This window comes from Sphingobacteriales bacterium, from assembly GCA_016700115.1.
Taxonomy (GTDB): Bacteria; Bacteroidota; Bacteroidia; order Chitinophagales; family UBA2359; genus UBA2359.
Genome location: CP064999.1, coordinates 1,202,967 through 1,219,026 on the forward strand (window position 1 = coordinate 1,202,967; position 16,060 = coordinate 1,219,026).

The following is a 16,060-nucleotide window of genomic DNA, read 5'->3' on the forward strand; positions in this document are numbered from 1 at the left end:
TGGGGCAATCGTTAATCCATGACAAACCATCACCATCATCATCATCACGACCACCACTCCGGTAAAAATTTGAGAACGGCTTTTTTTCTCAATGCTTTTTTTACTGTTTTTGAATTAATCGGCGGAATTTATACCAACAGCATTGCCATTATTTCAGATGCTATTCACGATCTCGGCGATAGTCTTTCATTGGGTACGGCTTGGTATTTAGAAGTCAAATCCAAACAAGCTGCTGACCGGTCTTTTTCTTTTGGGTATAAACGATTTTCTTTGCTTGGGGCTTTAATCAACAGTATTGTGCTGATAGTAGGTGCTGTGTTTGTCATCCATTCAGCCATTGGAAGAATAATCGAACCTGAAATTTCGGATGCAAAAGGAATGTTTGTATTTGCCATTGTCGGTGTTTTGGTTAATGGGTATGCAGCATGGAAAACAAGTACGGGTAAAACCCTGAATGAACGGGTTATCACCTGGCATTTGATGGAAGATGTGCTGGGATGGGCGGCAATTTTGGTGGTGTCGGTGGTTCTGTATTTTACCGATAATCTATATCTCGACCCGGTGTTGTCTCTGCTCATCACCTTGTTTATTTTATGGAATGTGATGAAACGGTTAAAGGAAACGCTGTTTCTGTTTTTACAGGGGCATCCGAAAGATGTCAGCCGGGAAGAAGTCGAAAAGGAAATTCTCAGTATCAAACATGTTCAGTCTGTGCATCATACACATATTTGGTCGCTCGACGGTGAACATCATGTCTTTACCACCCACGTAAAATTAGGGATTATCGAGAGTTTCAAAGACTTGCTTGCAGTCAAAAATCAATTGAAAACAATTATGCGGAAATATCCATTCGAGCATTATACCATCGAAACGGAAATTGATGAGGAAGTCTGCGGGTTGGATTCCGGTAATAAGGAAAATGATTGAACCGCTGTTTGGCAGTTATCATAATTGCACAAGAATTCCGGTTGACAGCAAAGTCGGGTTAGCTTTTTAGCTAAAAATTGATTTAGCGCAAAATTCATTTAGCAATTCGCACAACAAAACTTAATCAGTATGGCAACTAAAAAAGAAATAGCACAGCATTTTTTATCTCTATGTGCAAAGGGAGATTCTCGCAAGGCATTCGGGCTTTATGTCAGTCAGGATTTTAAGCATCACAATGTTTACTTTAAAGGTGATGCCGAAACTTTGATGGTGGCAATGGAAGAATCGGCAAACACAAATCCCGATAAAATATTTACCATGTTAAGGGCTTTGGAAGACGGGGATCTGGTTGCTGTTCATTCTCATATAGTGCAGCAACCCGGCGAATTGGGTTATGCGGTCATGCACATTTTGCGGTTTGACGAAAACAACAAAATAGTCGAAGCGTGGGATTTTGGGCAGGAAGTTCCGGCTGATTGTGTTAACGAAAACGGTATGTTTTGACCCAACCATCCATACAGATACTGAAAACGGGAGGTTGTTGGGTGGTTATTTTGCCAACAGTTTTTTCATTTCAAGCAAGGTATAATAAGGAATATCGGTAGCGGTGGAGTTTGCCAACCAATCGGGAAGGGAGCCTCCCGGATCGGATTCTAACTGGTAAATAATTTCTACCATTCCGTTGGGCTTAGGGCTTGCCTGCCACAACCCGCTAAATCTCGGAACCCGAACTTTGTCCGATTTTTCCGGAATAAAATCTTTTACGCCGGTTAGTTTAAAAGATACAGTACCATCTGCCTTTTTTTCGGCAATTACCTTGCTGATTAAATCTCGATCGCTTACCGGCCAAGGAGCATCGGTAACGGTATAAACATAGTATTCCGTTTCAGAAACTTGTTTTAATAACTTGCTTTCCGAACATTTATACATCCATTTGGTGTAGCCGTCAAACTTGCGGAGTAACTCAACGACATCGTCCACTGAGGCTTTTACTTGAACGACTCCTTTAGAATCTTTAAGGTTGCCAAGCGACGAGGGGCGGGTAAATACTTTGATGGCATCTTTTTCTTTGGCAAGTTGCCAACTCGATTTGTTTGTAGCGCCAATACCCAACAAGAGAAAGACGATTAAAAGAGACAGGGAAATGACAGGGGTTATTTTAGCCATGATGATGATTCCGATTTGTTTTCTGATGAGACTACTGACTGTGATGAGTAAAGAAAGATTAAGTTAGAAGTGCAAATTTAAGCACGATTTATCCATAATACTAACCTTGTTGTTTGCTTTAGTCAAAATAGGCTTTTAATGGGCAGTTTTCTCAAAGGATGTTTTGCCTTTTAAATTTATTGTTTCAAAGGGTGGTTAACCGGCTTCGGGCAAATCAAAGGGCAATCCGGGAATCAACTCGGCTAAACTAAAATGATAGTTGACAACTACTCCTTTATGTTCGCCATCAACAATATCGCCGAGGCCTGATTTTCGTCTGAACCTTCTTTTGTTCAGATACTTGTCATATATAACTTGCAAGACATCAATTTCCTGATAAAACAAACGGAAATTGCTTTTTCCCAACACGCAAGGCCTGTTCAATAAAGCCCAAACAATGTAAAGCGGAAGATTGGTGGTGTTTTTCACTTCAAAATAACGCAACAAATCGCTCAGGTTGAGGGCAACAGTTTCAGAGGCATATAAATCACCGTTTGGCAAAGAACTTCTGACCGACATAAAAGTGCGTTGCTGCACTTTAACCTCTATAAAACCGGTAACTGCCCCGGTATCCGGATTGTTAGGATGATACAATTCCAAATCGGGATAACCCGAGGTTGTGCTTTTTTGAGCAAAGTAACGGTTATGCCGGTTGATATGTCTAATCAGTGCTTGTTCGTATTTTTCCGATAACCTGCTGTCGTTTTCAAACAGATATTGCTCTTTGCTTTTTCCGTCACAACGGGTAGGGCAGGTTTCACAATTGTAATGATACTTGCCCAATTTTTCATACAACTGATTATCCATAACCTACCATTTTTTCGACAGTGCAAGTGCTACTTGCTCAACATTTCGGGTGTTGAGGGTAAAGGTTTTGTGCAATCCCCCTTTACGGGCAGCATACACCCCATATTTCACATGCCCTAACCCTTGGGTGTTGTGTGCATCGGGATTTACCGAAAGTAATACCCCTTTTTCGAGACAATACGGAATCCATCGCCAGTCTATATCCAAACGATAAGGGTTGGCATTGATTTCTATGACGACTTTATTGGCAGCACAGGCATCAATAATTTTATGGTGATTGACCGGATACCCTGCTCTTGTCAGCAATAAGCGTCCGGTCATGTGTCCTAAAATAACGGTATGCGGGTTTTCGATTGCTTTTAATAGCCTTCGGTTGGCTTTTTCTTCGTCCATGTTCAGGTTTGAATGAACAGAAGCTATGACAAAATCGAAAGAGTTAAGCACATCATCGTTATAATCGAGGCTGCCATCGCTCAAAATATCAGCCTCAATTCCTTTAAAAATTTTAAACGGGGCAAGCGTTAAGTTTAGTTGGTCAATCTCCTCGTGTTGTCTGATGATGTCTTGTTCCGAAAGTCCGTTGGCATAAAAGGCTGCTTTTGAATGGTCGGTAATGCCCAAATAACGGTAGCCCAAATCTTTACAGGCTTGTGCCATCACTTCCAACGAATCTCGTCCGTCAGAGTAGGTACTATGGGCGTGAATAATGCCGGTAATGTCTTCAATACTCAACAATTCCGGAATTCGGCCATTTTTGGCCTTTTCTACTTCACCTAATCCCTCTCTCAGTTCAGTTTCTATATATTGCAATCCAAGGCTTTGATACACGCCAAATTCGGTGGTTGCCTTTTTGTTGGGAGGACCAATAGCGACAAGTTGTTCCCAATGGGTGTGCGTAGCCGTAGTTTTCAATAACTGGTATGAAGCGCTCTCTTTCGAATTCATCCGGTACAGAATGAGTGGAATCCCCGCAGCAGTTTGTAGATGAGCCGCGTTTTCATCTTCCGAAATCAAGGTTAACCCGAGTGTTTGACACCAATCTTCGAGTCGGTTCCAATTACCTTCTATCAGCAGTTCCACCTGATCAATCACCTCGCAACGCCTGCGAAACTGACCGGTCAGCATGACTTGTCCAACTTCGGGCAGTTTGGCAAAGGATTCGCAAATTTGCATGGCTTCTGTCTCAATATCCCCATAACGGTACCGTTTTGCATTGGCTAAATAATATTCAATGCTTTTCCTGATGGTTTCCTGTACTTTTTCACCAAAGCCCTTTAACCGGAGCAGCCTGTTTTCTTCACAGGCATAGAGCAATTCTCCTACGGTATCAACCTCAAGTTCTTTCCAAATAGATTTTACTTTCTTGGGGCCAAGACCTTTGATGCGCAACATCTCGACAACGCCCGCCGGGGTAGTCTGCAACAGTTTGTCCATCAAATCGAAACTTCCGGTATGAAGCAGGCTTATAATTTTGGAGGCTATTGCTTTGCCGATTCCGGGGATGTCTTCTAACTCGGCTTCGGACATGCTGTTTAATGTAGCCGGTTGCTGTTCAATGGTTCGGGCGGCGTTTTCATAAGACCTGATTTTAAACGGGTTGTCCCCGTGAAGCTCCATCAGTCCGGCAAGCAACTTAAATTTAGCGGCAATATCTTTGTTTCGCATAGATGAAATAGTTGGTTTTGGGTTGAACAAAAGATATAATACTCAATGTCTTAACCGGAATTTAGTATCCAAACTATGGAAGAATGGGCTATATTTCCCGTTTGAGTAGTGCAAGATAAGCGTTTTGCCCCAATTAACAGTCCTCCGTTTTATTCAAACAGTACAACTTTTCTTATATGCTTTCTGTTTGAGAAGTAATCAACCAAATTTAACCAAATGAGAAAAGTGTTTGTCTCTATTGTATTATTTTTCATTGTATTTATTCCTTTGATTGCTCAGGTCAGCACCGTTTCATCAGACACGGATTGGGAAAAACAACAAGCATTTCTGTCCGGTTCCTACGAAGCTGAAATCATTATTCGGATAGGAGATGTGGACAATCTTGGTTTTGGATGGCCGGAAGGGTTTGACCCTTTTTGCGGACGCATGACCGAAGCACATAGCTATCCCTGGGAAATAAACCCAAATGACTTACCGGGATTTGACCGTATATTATTGTCTTCAAAGTTTAACCCATCTAAAGAACAGACTTGCGGCACCGACGGCTATACTATTTCGTATGATTCCAACACCTCAAAACCGGTTGTATTTAATCTGCCCACAGATATAGCCAAAGGAACGGTCGTTAAAAACGCATGGGTTCAGTTGTTTATTGACGATTTTCAGTCGCCCTCTTTTTGTTCCCGCTTTCAGGTAACCATAAACGGCAACCGCTTTAATGAAGCTGAAAAAATCATCAACGCCATTGATCAGACCGGACCTGTCGGAAAGTTAATCAGCATACCTGTTCCTGAAGATTTTTACGCTTTAATAACAGAGGGCAAATCACTGAGGTTTTTAATTGACGAAATCAACGGAGCAGGCGATGGCTTTGCTCTTGATTTTATTCGGTTGTTGGTCAATCGAAAGTATGAAAATACCTGTAAAGGAAACGTTCGTGGTGTTGTATTGGACCAGGAATCCGGCAACCCGGTGGCAGGCGCAAAAGTATGGAGCAGCAACTATACGGCTTCGACCACCAATTCAAACGGCAATTTTGAGTTGAAAGACATACCCGCCGGATTTGAGATACTCACTGCCTCTGCCAATGGTTACGCAGACGGTACTGGAATGGCAGATATCGGCGAAGGAGATGACAACGCAGAAGTAACTATTTATTTGCAAAAAGGAGGAACCACCATTCTGTTTGACAATCAAAAAATAGCAATCGGCGAAGCGGTAAGTTTAAAAAATATTATGTTCGATTTAGCTAAAGCCGATATTAAACCTGCGTCAAAACCTGAGTTAGACAAAGTTGTCGCACTACTTAAAGCAAACCCCACTGCCGAAATAGAACTTTCGGGCCATACCTCTTCTGAAGGTGAGGCTGAATATAACCGCTCTCTGTCATATCGAAGGGTAAAAGCCTGTAAAGATTACATCGTATCAAATGGAATAGATTCGGGCAGAATCGTTGCCATAGGTTATGGCCCTGACAGGCCGGTAGCCCCAAATGACACTGAAACCAACCGGGCAAAAAACAGAAGGGTAGAAATGAGGTTGATTAAATATTAAAAGACAAAGCGGGCAATATAGTACGATATAATTGCAAGGCTGTCAGTGTTATCCGCTACTTTTTAAGCAACTGCATCACACCCTGCAAGGGAATAATAGCCCAGGTAGGACGGAAATTAAGTTCATAGCCCAGTTCATAAACTGCTTTTTCGAGCAGGCAATATTCTAACAGGTATTTTACTTCGGGAAGATATCCAATGTCAAGTCGGTTTTTATGGGCTGTATGGAGGTATGTGTTCATAAAAACAGCTACCAATGCGGCATAGTATTTTTCGCCGGCAGCAAATAGTTGTTTGCGAGGGTAGGTTAAACCGCTTTGTTCATTAAAAATAGTGGCGTATATGGCATAGTGGAAAGAGCGCAACATTCCGGCCACATCTTTTAGAGGGGATTGTTTAACCTTTCGGTCGTGAATGGTATTTTCAGGTTCTCCTTCAAAGTCAAGAATACAAAAATCGTTGTCAGGCGTTACCAACACTTGACCAAGGTGATAATCGCCATGAATGCGAATGCGGCGACTTGTCAGATACAGTTCGTCAAAGCTGAGGATACGGTTTATAATATCTGTTTTAAGTCGTAAAAATTCGCGGGCATGCTCTAATGCCAAACCACTCAAACGGCTCAGACTTTGTTCGACCAAGGTGCAACGGGTATCAAATTGATAAAGCAATCTGTTTTTAAGCCAAACTGTATAATCTCCATTAAAGTCTGAAGGGGTAAACCGGACATCCTGCATATCGGACGAAAGCGCAATGTGCATTTGTGCAGTGCGAAGGGAAAGCAGTTGAATGCTTTTTAGCACATCAAAGCCTATCAGTTCAATCAGGTTTTCACTAAACCGGCTTATTTTCAGCGGGCGCAACAACTTTATCTGCTCTATTGATTCGGGGTCAATCTGCTTTTCTTCTAACCGCTTAAAGAAGCTCAAAATATGGTTGAGCATAAAGGGCCAAGCATCGCCCTTGTTTTCAATTCGTTCCTGCATCAAAGCGACCGACACATCGTAAGTTTTTTTACGTTTCCAGGTAATGCTGCCTGCAAAACGGGGGGAATATTTAAACCCTGCCCGTTCGGTAAGGAAATAGGTGATTTCTGAGTCGGGGTTCGGGTCGCGAAACAAACGGCGGTAGATTTTGAGAAAAAACCGGTTGTCATAGACAATAGAGGTATTGCTTTGGTCAACTCCCAGCAGTTTTGAAGTCGGGCGATAGTCGGAGACATCATCTAACTGCTTTAGAACAGAGCCTTTTAAAAATTTTAACGCACCGTTTCCTACATTGACTTCATCGTTGTGTAGCAGGTGGAAGAACAATTGCTGCCGGAAAGCATCAGAATACAAGGCATCTGCAAGCCATCCATTTTCGCCATTTACTATAATCGGCGTAATAAGGGACTGGGGGTCTTGTTGCGCTTCGTCTTGTTTATAAACAAACATGATAGGGAGAAAATATTGTTGCGCCAAACCGGTATCCGGTATTACTTCAATCACCAACAAATAAACCTCTTTAGCTTCAGGAAAAGGAAAAGGCAACAACTTATCTATTCCTACTTGTTTTAAAGTACTGGTTTTGGCAGCAAACCAACGGCGTTCCTGCAAATAGGCCGGAAATACAATTTCGTTGAGATGGGCAACCAAAGCCTTGTCCTCAAACAGAGTATCCCAGTTGTTATCGGTGGTTATGGGAGAAGAGATAAGCATAAAAACGGATTTATGCGGTAAAAATAGGCAACCCAATCTGTTTTTAGATAGGCAGATTAAAATTATTACCACATTAAGCCCGTATCAATAGCTAAAGACCGGCTATTATCTAAATTGGGGGGTAAATCTTAAACGATTAGCACAAAAAACCACTTTGCCCGAATAGTTTTCTGCAACTCACTAAGGGTTTCCATCAAAAAAAGGAATTATTCTTTTATAACCGGATCTGCTTTTTTGGTGCGGGAGGTGTTGGTATCTTTATCCGCATCTATCCCTTCTTCTAGTTCGTTTTGGATGGTAGATTTGGCTTGGTTAAACTCTCTGATACCACGTCCCAACCCACGCGCAAGTTCGGGAATTTTTTTGCCGCCAAACAAAAGCAAAACAATCAATAAAATCAAAATCATTTCACCTCCTCCCGGAAAAGAAAACAACAACAGCGTATTCATAACTTTATTTTTTACTTGTGTAATAGTAAAGGTACATCTTTTAAAAACAAATTGCCTAAAAATGTGCCTTTTTCTTTAGTTTGGTTTAATAACGCATCAACAGGGTTATTTTGTGCGATGCAGCAATTCAAAAACATCAATTTTCTTTCCCTGTTTTTGCAACAATTACTACTCGTTCAAAAACGGGTTGTTCAATCGCTCATAACCTATGGTAGTAGCCGGACCATGGCCTGAATAAACAACAACCTCATCTCCTAATGGTAAAAGCTGTTCTTCTATACTTTTAATCAGTGTGCGATAGCTCCCTCCGGGCAAATCGGTCCGGCCAATGCTGCCTCTAAACAAAACATCTCCACCAATAACAAATGAATCTTGCTTGCTATACAAACAGATACTTGCAGGCGAATGTCCGGGGGTAAATAAAATCTCCAATTCTGATTCTCCAAACCGCAAGGTTTCCCCGGGAACCAAATATACGGATGCCTTTGGGGACTCGTCAATTCTAAAACCCCACAACATCCCGGACTGTAAGGCAAAAGCTAAAACCGGCACTTCCCCTTCATGAATAGCTAAAGGGATATTGTATTTGTCGGCAACAAACCGGTTGCCTGCAACATGATCAACATGACAATGGGTGTTGATGAGCAAAACGGGGGTTAATTTTTTCTTTTCAATAAAGGCAACCAAACGTTTGCGCTCGGCTTCGTTATGACAACCGGGGTCAATTATCAAACATTCACCGGTTTGGTCGTAAAGGAGGTATGTGTTTTCTGAAAAAGGGTTAAACGTAAAACTCTCTACCTGAATCATGGAACAATTTGATGTTTTTGTCCTGCAAAGATACTTTGAAAAGTTTACCTTCTAAGGGGATATTTGGTAAAACCATATTTTGGAAAGAAGGAGGTTTAACCGGACTAACTATGATTTAGTCTTTGTCAGTTGAACTAAAAAATAACCCGACGGAATAAAGATCAACCCTAAAATTACAGGTAAAAACCAAACTCCGAGGCCATCTGATTGTCCGTTTGCCTGCTGAATTATTTTAAAAGCTAAATATCCAAAAATCAGAATAATAATCAGTCTTAAATATCTGATGGTTTTGATCGCAATGGTGTATTGGTAAAGGGCGTTTTCGTTTGTTATGTTGACCGGATAATTTAAAAGGTGTGGAGATCTGCATAACAGGGTTAACCCGATACTTAGCAAAGATGCAATTACCGGCAAAACAAGTATATGATATTTTTGACCGAAACTATCAGGTTGTCCGGCAGCATTAAAATGAACAGGAATTAGGTCAGGCAATGAGGAGTAATTCAGGATAACAGCAATCCAAATTGCGGTTAAAGCCAAAAAACTGAGGGAGTTTACTATAAAATCGAATGTCGAAAGCGGAATATTTAATTTTGGTCGTTCGGTCATCTTATGTAGTTCAGGTTTTGGTTTATCATTTGAAGCGACCCCATATACATAACTAATAATGGGACAGTTTTTCCATAATAAATAATTGCCCGGCAGTTAAAAGAGTTCCATAATAGCCGTTTGTATCTCTGCTTCATCAATGGTTATTTTCTGATTTCATACCTTAGTTCCAACAATCCGCTTTTAAAGGCTTTTATCCCTTTTAGATGTAATGGATATTCTCGTTCGAAATTTTCAAAAAACGGCACGCCGTCTCCCAAAATAACCGGTAAAACATAATACCTGATTTCGTCTGCCAATCCTGACCGGATAAATTCACTAACGAGTTTTGCTCCTCCTACTACCCAAACATTCCGATAATGGGGTTTTAAGCGTTCGTTGACCAACTGTTGCAAATCACCCGCAAACAATTCCACACTCTTTCTTTCGACCGGCAGATTTCTATGGGTTACAACAATGGTCGGTACTTCTCCATAAACCCAACCATAATCTACTGATAACTCGAGCGCATGTTCGTAGGTGTTTGACCCCATCACAAAACAATCGGCGGACTTTAAAAAATCTTCCGTTGAATCGTCCTCAACCCCGTATTCGTAATGATCGGTCGTTTCAAACCACGATACGCTGTTATCTTTTTTGGCGATATAACCGTCAAGACTCGCCACCATGTGGACGGTAATGGTAAATGGTTCGGTATTCATTAATTGTTATTTTTTATGGGTTAAGATTCATTTTTAATACCATTACATAGTCAATAATAACCCACCCAACCCCTCCGAGGAGGAGAATTTAAAGACTTCAAACATTCATGCTTAGTGCAAAATTAAATCATAGTTGATATAAAAGGCCATTCCTGTTCTGAATTTCGGGCTAATCGTGCAGATAAGGGGCTTGGTTAGCAACCAGTTTTCTGATGTTTCCCAAAACATGTTTCATATAGTTTCTCCAGATGGTTTTGGTAAACAACCAATGAAAGGGATAAAAAACAAGGCTGTTTGAAAACATAGTATATTTGTATTTGACCAGCACTTTTCCGTCTTCGAGTTGAGAAGTAAACCACTCACCCTGAAATTTGGTAAAGCCCATTGACCATGTTTTGAAATCTGAAATTTCAATCTTCCAGTATTCGTTTTCTTTTCTTTCCAATACTTTATCGAACGAAGACTCACCGCCTTTGAAAGTCGGGGTTTTTGCCATAAAAACTTTGCGGCTACCTCCGGGTTTTCCCCAGGTTTCATCTTCGGTACAATGCGTAACTCGGGGAGTAACGCCGTAACCGGTATGTATTTGAGTAATATCGCAAAGCATGGGAGTTTTAAAAGCCCGCTCTAAAGTGGTGTCAAAAACTGTGGTGATTTCGGTACTTGTTTGCATTGCCCGTATAAAAAAGTTAATACCACTTCACTTTCTAAAAGAACCCACCCCTAACCTGACACCCCCCTGCTCCCCTCAATTGGGGAAAGGAGGGGAATTTAAAGACTTTTGCCAGTAATTGATGGTTCTAAATTAAAGCATAGTTGGTATAAGTAAACAAAGTGGTTTAATAAAGTTAAGCTGTAAAATTAAACAGATTAGATGTAAATAAGTTTTAAAACAAAAACTTTCCCGCCTTCAACGACAAGTTTATTTTGAGGCATCAGGTTCGTTCAGGAATTTTTCAATGATAGGGATGCAAAATTCATCAGGATTAAAATTTGGCCGCAGGGTAGTAATTTCACCAATATATTCTCCATGACCGCCGGGAAATATGGCCAACCTGCTGCCGGAAATCAGTTTTGACATGGCCACAATATGCTCTGAAGTGGCTACATCCGAATCGCCATTTATTAACAACACAGGGATTGATATTGACCTTAGTTCATGGTCGGTAAAATCTTCGAAATTTATCATCCTGTCCGCACATTTTTGATACATGTTCATCAGTTTTGAACTATCCGGATTTACTTTTAAAAAGGCATCTTTATAGAGTTGGGGCATTTGCTCAAAGGTTCCGTTTTTCATAAACTCCCAAAACTGAGGGAATGTCCCTTCCCGTTTTAACAATACAGAACATGCAATTACTTTGCGGCATAAATGGGGGTATTTGATGGCAATTTTCAAGGCAGTATTTCCACCGTTGCTAAAACCCAGAAAATCGGCCTTATCAATGCCGAGGTTGTTAAGTAGCATTGCAATATCGTCTGCATCTTGTTCAAACGAAATGCCGGTATTTCTGTCGTCCGTTCTTCCGTGTGCCTGCAACTCAACACCAATCACCTGATGATTTTTACTTAACAAAGGCAAAATTCGGCCAAAAGAGGTTTCTATAGTAGATCCGCCTCCGTGAATGAGAACCATTGGTTTCCCTTGTCCGTAAATTTCATAATACATTTGAATGTCGTTCACTTCCGAATAGTCTTTTTTAAACGGAACCATATCAGGGATTGGTTGATCTGCCATATTTTTACCGGTATTGGTTTTAAGAGAGAAACAGGCCTGTAAAACAAGATTTGTACAAACAATAACCGTAATTATCAGGAACTGCTTAATTATTTTGTTACTTCTGCACATAAAAGGATTAAAATGATCCCCACAACGAGATTGGCAAGTTGATGGATTGGCTTGACACAAAGGGGAAACTCTCATAGTTTTAAAACGGAGCCGTTATGATGGTTTTCTAAGACAACTAAAGGATAAAAAAACACCCAATCAACAAACTACTTCGAACCTGATTTGTAAAAAACTGAAATCAATAAAGCAATACCTACAACCACATCCACAATATTCCAAAGCTCACGCCCAAGCGCTATTTTAAAAAAGGGCTGAAACAACAGTGCCAAAGCGACGTAAATTATCATTTCGGCCGGTCTTTTATTTTCGTTTGCCCGAAATGCAAGCACGACAAATCCAATCATGCCGGCCAACCGCACTAACTGATAATATCCATAAGGCATATCTGCCAAACAGAGAAAAAAAAGTGCCGCCAACGAAATTTTGATTTTATTTTCCATGAACAGCAAAATTAAAATAATTGAACAAGATGGGCAATTGCCCACAAAAAAAAGCCGTTGCAATTCGCAACGGCTTGAAACACATGAACAAAAACAAAACTACTTGCCTATCTGACCATAATCGTAGCAGGATCACTCCATTCGCTATATCCTTTGCTGTTAACGCTTCTCACCTGTACCCAGATGTTTTTGGAAGGGGTAAGACCACTGATTAACATATTGGTAGAAGTACTTGCTGATAGTTGAACCCAACGGGCATCGGGACCAAAATCATCTTCTGTGTAGCGAAGTTCATACACAACGGCAAACTCAACTTTGTTTACTTTAGCAATAACACTACCGCTAAGTGGTCCATCGGAAAGTCTGAGGTTTTGTGGAATTTCGGGCAGCGGGCGGGGATTTAACGGGCCGCCATAAATATCAAAACCGGAGCTGAGCATGATTGCTTCATTGTTAGCAGAATTGTCTTCTACATAACTTGCGAGCAAACGCAATCCTTCAATCAACGAAGCCCTTTCCTGATTTTTAATGGCAGTCAATGTTTTACCTCCACCGGCAGCATTGGCATAAGCCGTTTCAAAATTGTTCAACAAGGTAGTAATGGCCGCCAAAGTGGGACTTGGCGTAGCAAAATTTGGATTTCCCGTCAAAGCTGCCAACAATGCCTGAACGAAGGTAATGAGCAGCGAATCGGCGTAATACACAAAGGCAACAGAAATTCTTAAAAGGTTCATAGAAAAATAATTTAGGGGGTTAAAAAAGTGAAAAAATAAAAAAATGGATTTTTTGGTCGGCCGAACCTAAAAACTAATCATTTTGTCTGTTTGCTACTTAAAACGACAATAAGAGCCAAAAAGTTGCATAAGGTTTAAAATTTTGCAAAAAAACTTTGAAATAATTTAGCGTAATGCTAAAATATTTGATTAACGATTTTTTTGGTGCTTTTGTACGTATGTGAGGAAGCCGGAAACTCCGGTCAATAGCTGATGTGCTACGAAAGACTCCGTATTGAGCAAAATGATCTACTATCATTCATGAAACGGGTGATACCAAGAGAATGGAACATTCATTCAACAAGCTCAATACATCTGTCCTGATGGCAGTTTTAACTAACAACCTTAAAATTACCAGAAGTATATGCACAAACTCCCAATATCCTCACCCAAACATTACAAACACCGGTCAAAATACCGGCATACCATGCTAATAAAACTTGTTTTTTTGACTGTTTATGCCAATCCTAAGCTGTGAATAAACGACCCTTTCACAGCTATTTCTATTACAAGCTGCTTTTACAAAATCGGAAAGACCACAAAAAACCAAAAGCCATTCATTGAAGACTTTTTTGGTGCTGAATTGGTACTTGGCGGTTTTAAAGCAGTTTTGCAACAATTACCCTCGTTAGTTGCTGCCAAAATTAGCGTAGTAAGTAAACGGGAAATTAAACATTATAATCCACTCATTACCAAACATGGTAAATTTCCCTGGATCCCGATAAATACAATTCATGATAACCTTGCATTTTCTCTTTCATCTTCTTCATTTCTTCGGTATCTTCCCTATACATTTTAAATCGCCCTTCATAGGCGGTAAGGCTATCATATTTTGTTTGTAATATGACACGATTAAACTCTCCGGTTACGTCGGTCATAACATTTAAGAATTCCGGTATTTCACCCATCACTTCTTTGAAGAGATTAGCAAGCTTCGAAGCATTTCCTGGTTTGCAGATAAAAGTTTCTTGAACAATAATCATGTCGGTAATTTTTAATGGTTAAAAATAGATATTTACCGGTTGAAGCAAACGTTACTCATTCTCGTGTTGCACAACTCAAAGATAATCCAAAGCATCTATATGCACAAGCCGGTAAAATTTTTTTTAAAAATCAGGAGGAGCAAATAAAAATTTGCATCTTTTAAACAGCAAAACACAGGAAACTGCAAGCAACATCAATAGCTGACAGCCCACCAATCAGCAAAGGCTTTTTATGAAAGGGCTTATTAAAATTTGGTCATTGCGGTTTTTTGAGTGGTTGTGCTACAGTTTCCGCAGTTGGTAGTTCATCCTTTTGTTTTGTATGGAAGTTTATGGTTCATTTTTAATTTGTCTGAAATAATCTTCAATAGTTTTTAAGCCGGGATACATAGTCCTTAGCTGTTTGATGTCCGCCTTAAATACAGGGTTACGATACCAAATAAACATTTTTTTTACTTCCGGCATCATAATCATCATTATAAATTTCCAAAAAGCAGATCTTTTCGGTTCGGCATTAAATACTTTCTTGTATGCCGCATAAAGTTGAGAATATGTTACCTCATCACCGGCAATATCTATCGTCTTGTTTAAATATTGTTCCGGGTACAAGAATGCATTTGCGGCAAACCAACCAATGTCCTCTGTTGAAATCATTTGAAGAGTTGTTTTGTCGCCAAGCGTTGATGGTAGAATTTCCCAATGAAAAGCCGCTCCCTGATCGCTTGGATTCAAGTTGTCCATGAAGTAAACAGCACGGAGAAAAGTGTATGGAAGTCCTGATGACGCGATATACTTCTCACACTCGTATTTTGTCATGAAGTGAGCAAGGTTAGGGTTGTCATCACACCGCGCAATTGAAGCAAACACATAATGCTGCACGCCGTGTTTTTTAGCAAGGTCTGTCAGGTTTTTGTTTTGTAAAATCTCCTTTTTTCCGGTCCCAAACTCCCAAAAATTTGTTACGGCAAAAATTCCGTAAACACCTTTTACTGCCTGTTCAAGAGAGTTCATATCGTTGAGGTTGCCTTTAATCACCTCAACTCCCTGTTTGCGCAATGCTTCAGCACGGGGACTGTCAGGTTTTCTTGTGAGTGCCCTCACTTTAACCCCCGAAGTCAGCAGGTGTCTGACAGCAGCTCCACCTTGTTTACCTGTGGCTCCTGTTACGAGTATAATTTTGTCTTGTAATGTTGACATTTTATTTGTTTTTTAAATTTATTGTCAGTTAATTTTTTTCTGCCGGTTTAAAGTTTGCTCGGGGCCATCATAGGTTGCCTGCAACGTAATTCCAACTATGATTTAATTTTGAACCACACATGATTGGTTAATGTCTTTAAATTGGGGTGGGTTATTTTTGACAATGTAATGGTATATCCTTATTACCTTAGTAAAATATGTAACAAGTAAACTCACAAACCTTATTACCTAATTTAAATGAAAGTATAAAAAAGGAATGTATGCACTTCGGACTATAAGGTAATAAGGTTTTTTTGGTTGTGTATTTAGTTGGTTACTAAGGTAATAAGGTGGTGATAAAAACAAACTACTCGGCTTGTCACCTAAAAGAGTGCAGCCTTTTTCCATTATT

Annotated in this window: 17 protein-coding genes; 3 read left to right on the top strand and 14 right to left on the bottom strand. The window is 40.3% G+C overall.

From position 1 onward, the window contains the following. The first annotated feature begins 18 nt into the window (after positions 1-18). Positions 19-927: a cation transporter gene (locus IPM47_04085; GenBank protein ID QQS30138.1), complete on the top strand. Its 909-nt coding sequence runs from the start codon at positions 19-21 to the stop codon at positions 925-927. A gap of 129 nt (positions 928-1,056) precedes the next feature. After that, positions 1,057-1,431, top strand: coding sequence for a nuclear transport factor 2 family protein (locus IPM47_04090; GenBank protein ID QQS30139.1), 375 nt, complete (start codon positions 1,057-1,059; stop codon positions 1,429-1,431). A 45-nt stretch (positions 1,432-1,476) separates the two neighbouring features. Here IPM47_04090 and IPM47_04095 read toward each other — a convergent pair whose 3' ends face one another. From IPM47_04095 to IPM47_04105, 3 genes are all read right to left on the bottom strand, one after another. After that, positions 1,477-2,094 carry an START domain-containing protein gene (locus IPM47_04095; protein QQS30140.1) on the bottom strand — a complete coding sequence of 206 codons (618 nt, stop codon included), beginning with the start codon at positions 2,092-2,094 and terminating at the stop codon, positions 1,477-1,479. 195 nt (positions 2,095-2,289) lie between these two features. After that, positions 2,290-2,916 (bottom strand): hypothetical protein, encoded by a 627-nt coding sequence (locus IPM47_04100; protein ID QQS31378.1) that lies wholly within the window; start codon positions 2,914-2,916, stop codon positions 2,290-2,292. Positions 2,917-2,943: 27 nt separating this feature from the next. Beyond that, a complete protein-coding gene (locus IPM47_04105) occupies positions 2,944-4,605 on the bottom strand; it encodes a DNA polymerase/3'-5' exonuclease PolX (GenBank protein QQS30141.1) in 1,662 nt (553 codons plus the stop codon). A gap of 216 nt (positions 4,606-4,821) precedes the next feature. On the opposite strand from IPM47_04105, the gene IPM47_04110 reads away from it, so the two are divergent. Continuing rightward, on the top strand, positions 4,822-6,159 hold the full coding sequence (locus tag IPM47_04110) for an OmpA family protein (protein ID QQS30142.1): 1,338 nt from the start codon (positions 4,822-4,824) through the stop codon (positions 6,157-6,159). Between the two features lie 55 nt (positions 6,160-6,214). On the opposite strand, the gene IPM47_04115 is transcribed toward IPM47_04110, so the two are convergent. The 11 genes from IPM47_04115 to IPM47_04165 all read right to left on the bottom strand — a co-directional run bounded on the left by IPM47_04115 (position 6,215) and on the right by IPM47_04165 (position 15,669). Continuing rightward, on the bottom strand, positions 6,215-7,858 hold the full coding sequence (locus IPM47_04115) for a trehalose synthase (GenBank protein ID QQS30143.1): 1,644 nt from the start codon (positions 7,856-7,858) through the stop codon (positions 6,215-6,217). Between the two features lie 206 nt (positions 7,859-8,064). Beyond that, a complete protein-coding gene (gene tatA, locus IPM47_04120) occupies positions 8,065-8,307 on the bottom strand; it encodes a twin-arginine translocase TatA/TatE family subunit (protein ID QQS30144.1) in 243 nt (80 codons plus the stop codon). Positions 8,308-8,475: 168 nt separating this feature from the next. Continuing rightward, entirely contained in the window at positions 8,476-9,117 is a 642-nt protein-coding gene (locus IPM47_04125; protein ID QQS30145.1) for an MBL fold metallo-hydrolase, read from the bottom strand. 108 nt (positions 9,118-9,225) lie between these two features. Next, positions 9,226-9,726: a DUF1648 domain-containing protein gene (locus IPM47_04130; protein QQS30146.1), complete on the bottom strand. Its 501-nt coding sequence runs from the start codon at positions 9,724-9,726 to the stop codon at positions 9,226-9,228. Between the two features lie 143 nt (positions 9,727-9,869). After that, complete coding sequence (locus IPM47_04135; GenBank protein ID QQS30147.1) at positions 9,870-10,427, bottom strand: dihydrofolate reductase; 558 nt, start codon at positions 10,425-10,427, stop codon at positions 9,870-9,872. A gap of 169 nt (positions 10,428-10,596) precedes the next feature. Then, a complete protein-coding gene (locus tag IPM47_04140; protein ID QQS30148.1) occupies positions 10,597-11,100 on the bottom strand; it encodes a hypothetical protein in 504 nt (167 codons plus the stop codon). Positions 11,101-11,349: 249 nt separating this feature from the next. Beyond that, entirely contained in the window at positions 11,350-12,165 is an 816-nt protein-coding gene (locus IPM47_04145) for an alpha/beta hydrolase (GenBank protein ID QQS30149.1), read from the bottom strand. A gap of 257 nt (positions 12,166-12,422) precedes the next feature. After that, entirely contained in the window at positions 12,423-12,716 is a 294-nt protein-coding gene (locus tag IPM47_04150; GenBank protein ID QQS30150.1) for a hypothetical protein, read from the bottom strand. A gap of 107 nt (positions 12,717-12,823) precedes the next feature. Next, positions 12,824-13,450 (bottom strand): fibronectin type III domain-containing protein, encoded by a 627-nt coding sequence (locus tag IPM47_04155; protein ID QQS30151.1) that lies wholly within the window; start codon positions 13,448-13,450, stop codon positions 12,824-12,826. 728 nt (positions 13,451-14,178) lie between these two features. Beyond that, positions 14,179-14,472 carry a hypothetical protein gene (locus IPM47_04160; GenBank protein ID QQS30152.1) on the bottom strand — a complete coding sequence of 98 codons (294 nt, stop codon included), beginning with the start codon at positions 14,470-14,472 and terminating at the stop codon, positions 14,179-14,181. Positions 14,473-14,802: 330 nt separating this feature from the next. After that, entirely contained in the window at positions 14,803-15,669 is an 867-nt protein-coding gene (locus IPM47_04165) for an NmrA/HSCARG family protein (GenBank protein QQS30153.1), read from the bottom strand. Between the last annotated feature and the right edge of the window lie 391 nt (positions 15,670-16,060).

Bases quoted from the DNA above. Each gene is read 5' to 3' on its own strand.
- IPM47_04085 (QQS30138.1), top strand. From the start codon at position 19: ATGACAAACCATCACCATCATCATCATCACGACCACCACTCCGGTAAA.
- IPM47_04090 (QQS30139.1), top strand. From the start codon at position 1,057: ATGGCAACTAAAAAAGAAATAGCACAGCATTTTTTATCTCTATGTGCA.
- IPM47_04095 (QQS30140.1), bottom strand. From the start codon at position 2,094: ATGGCTAAAATAACCCCTGTCATTTCCCTGTCTCTTTTAATCGTCTTT.
- IPM47_04105 (QQS30141.1), bottom strand. From the start codon at position 4,605: ATGCGAAACAAAGATATTGCCGCTAAATTTAAGTTGCTTGCCGGACTG.
- IPM47_04110 (QQS30142.1), top strand. From the start codon at position 4,822: ATGAGAAAAGTGTTTGTCTCTATTGTATTATTTTTCATTGTATTTATT.
- IPM47_04115 (QQS30143.1), bottom strand. From the start codon at position 7,858: ATGCTTATCTCTTCTCCCATAACCACCGATAACAACTGGGATACTCTG.
- tatA (QQS30144.1), bottom strand. From the start codon at position 8,307: ATGAATACGCTGTTGTTGTTTTCTTTTCCGGGAGGAGGTGAAATGATT.
- IPM47_04125 (QQS30145.1), bottom strand. From the start codon at position 9,117: ATGATTCAGGTAGAGAGTTTTACGTTTAACCCTTTTTCAGAAAACACA.
- IPM47_04130 (QQS30146.1), bottom strand. From the start codon at position 9,726: ATGACCGAACGACCAAAATTAAATATTCCGCTTTCGACATTCGATTTT.
- IPM47_04135 (QQS30147.1), bottom strand. From the start codon at position 10,427: ATGAATACCGAACCATTTACCATTACCGTCCACATGGTGGCGAGTCTT.
- IPM47_04140 (QQS30148.1), bottom strand. From the start codon at position 11,100: ATGCAAACAAGTACCGAAATCACCACAGTTTTTGACACCACTTTAGAG.
- IPM47_04145 (QQS30149.1), bottom strand. From the start codon at position 12,165: ATGGCAGATCAACCAATCCCTGATATGGTTCCGTTTAAAAAAGACTAT.
- IPM47_04150 (QQS30150.1), bottom strand. From the start codon at position 12,716: ATGGAAAATAAAATCAAAATTTCGTTGGCGGCACTTTTTTTTCTCTGT.
- IPM47_04155 (QQS30151.1), bottom strand. From the start codon at position 13,450: ATGAACCTTTTAAGAATTTCTGTTGCCTTTGTGTATTACGCCGATTCG.
- IPM47_04160 (QQS30152.1), bottom strand. From the start codon at position 14,472: ATGATTATTGTTCAAGAAACTTTTATCTGCAAACCAGGAAATGCTTCG.
- IPM47_04165 (QQS30153.1), bottom strand. From the start codon at position 15,669: ATGTCAACATTACAAGACAAAATTATACTCGTAACAGGAGCCACAGGT.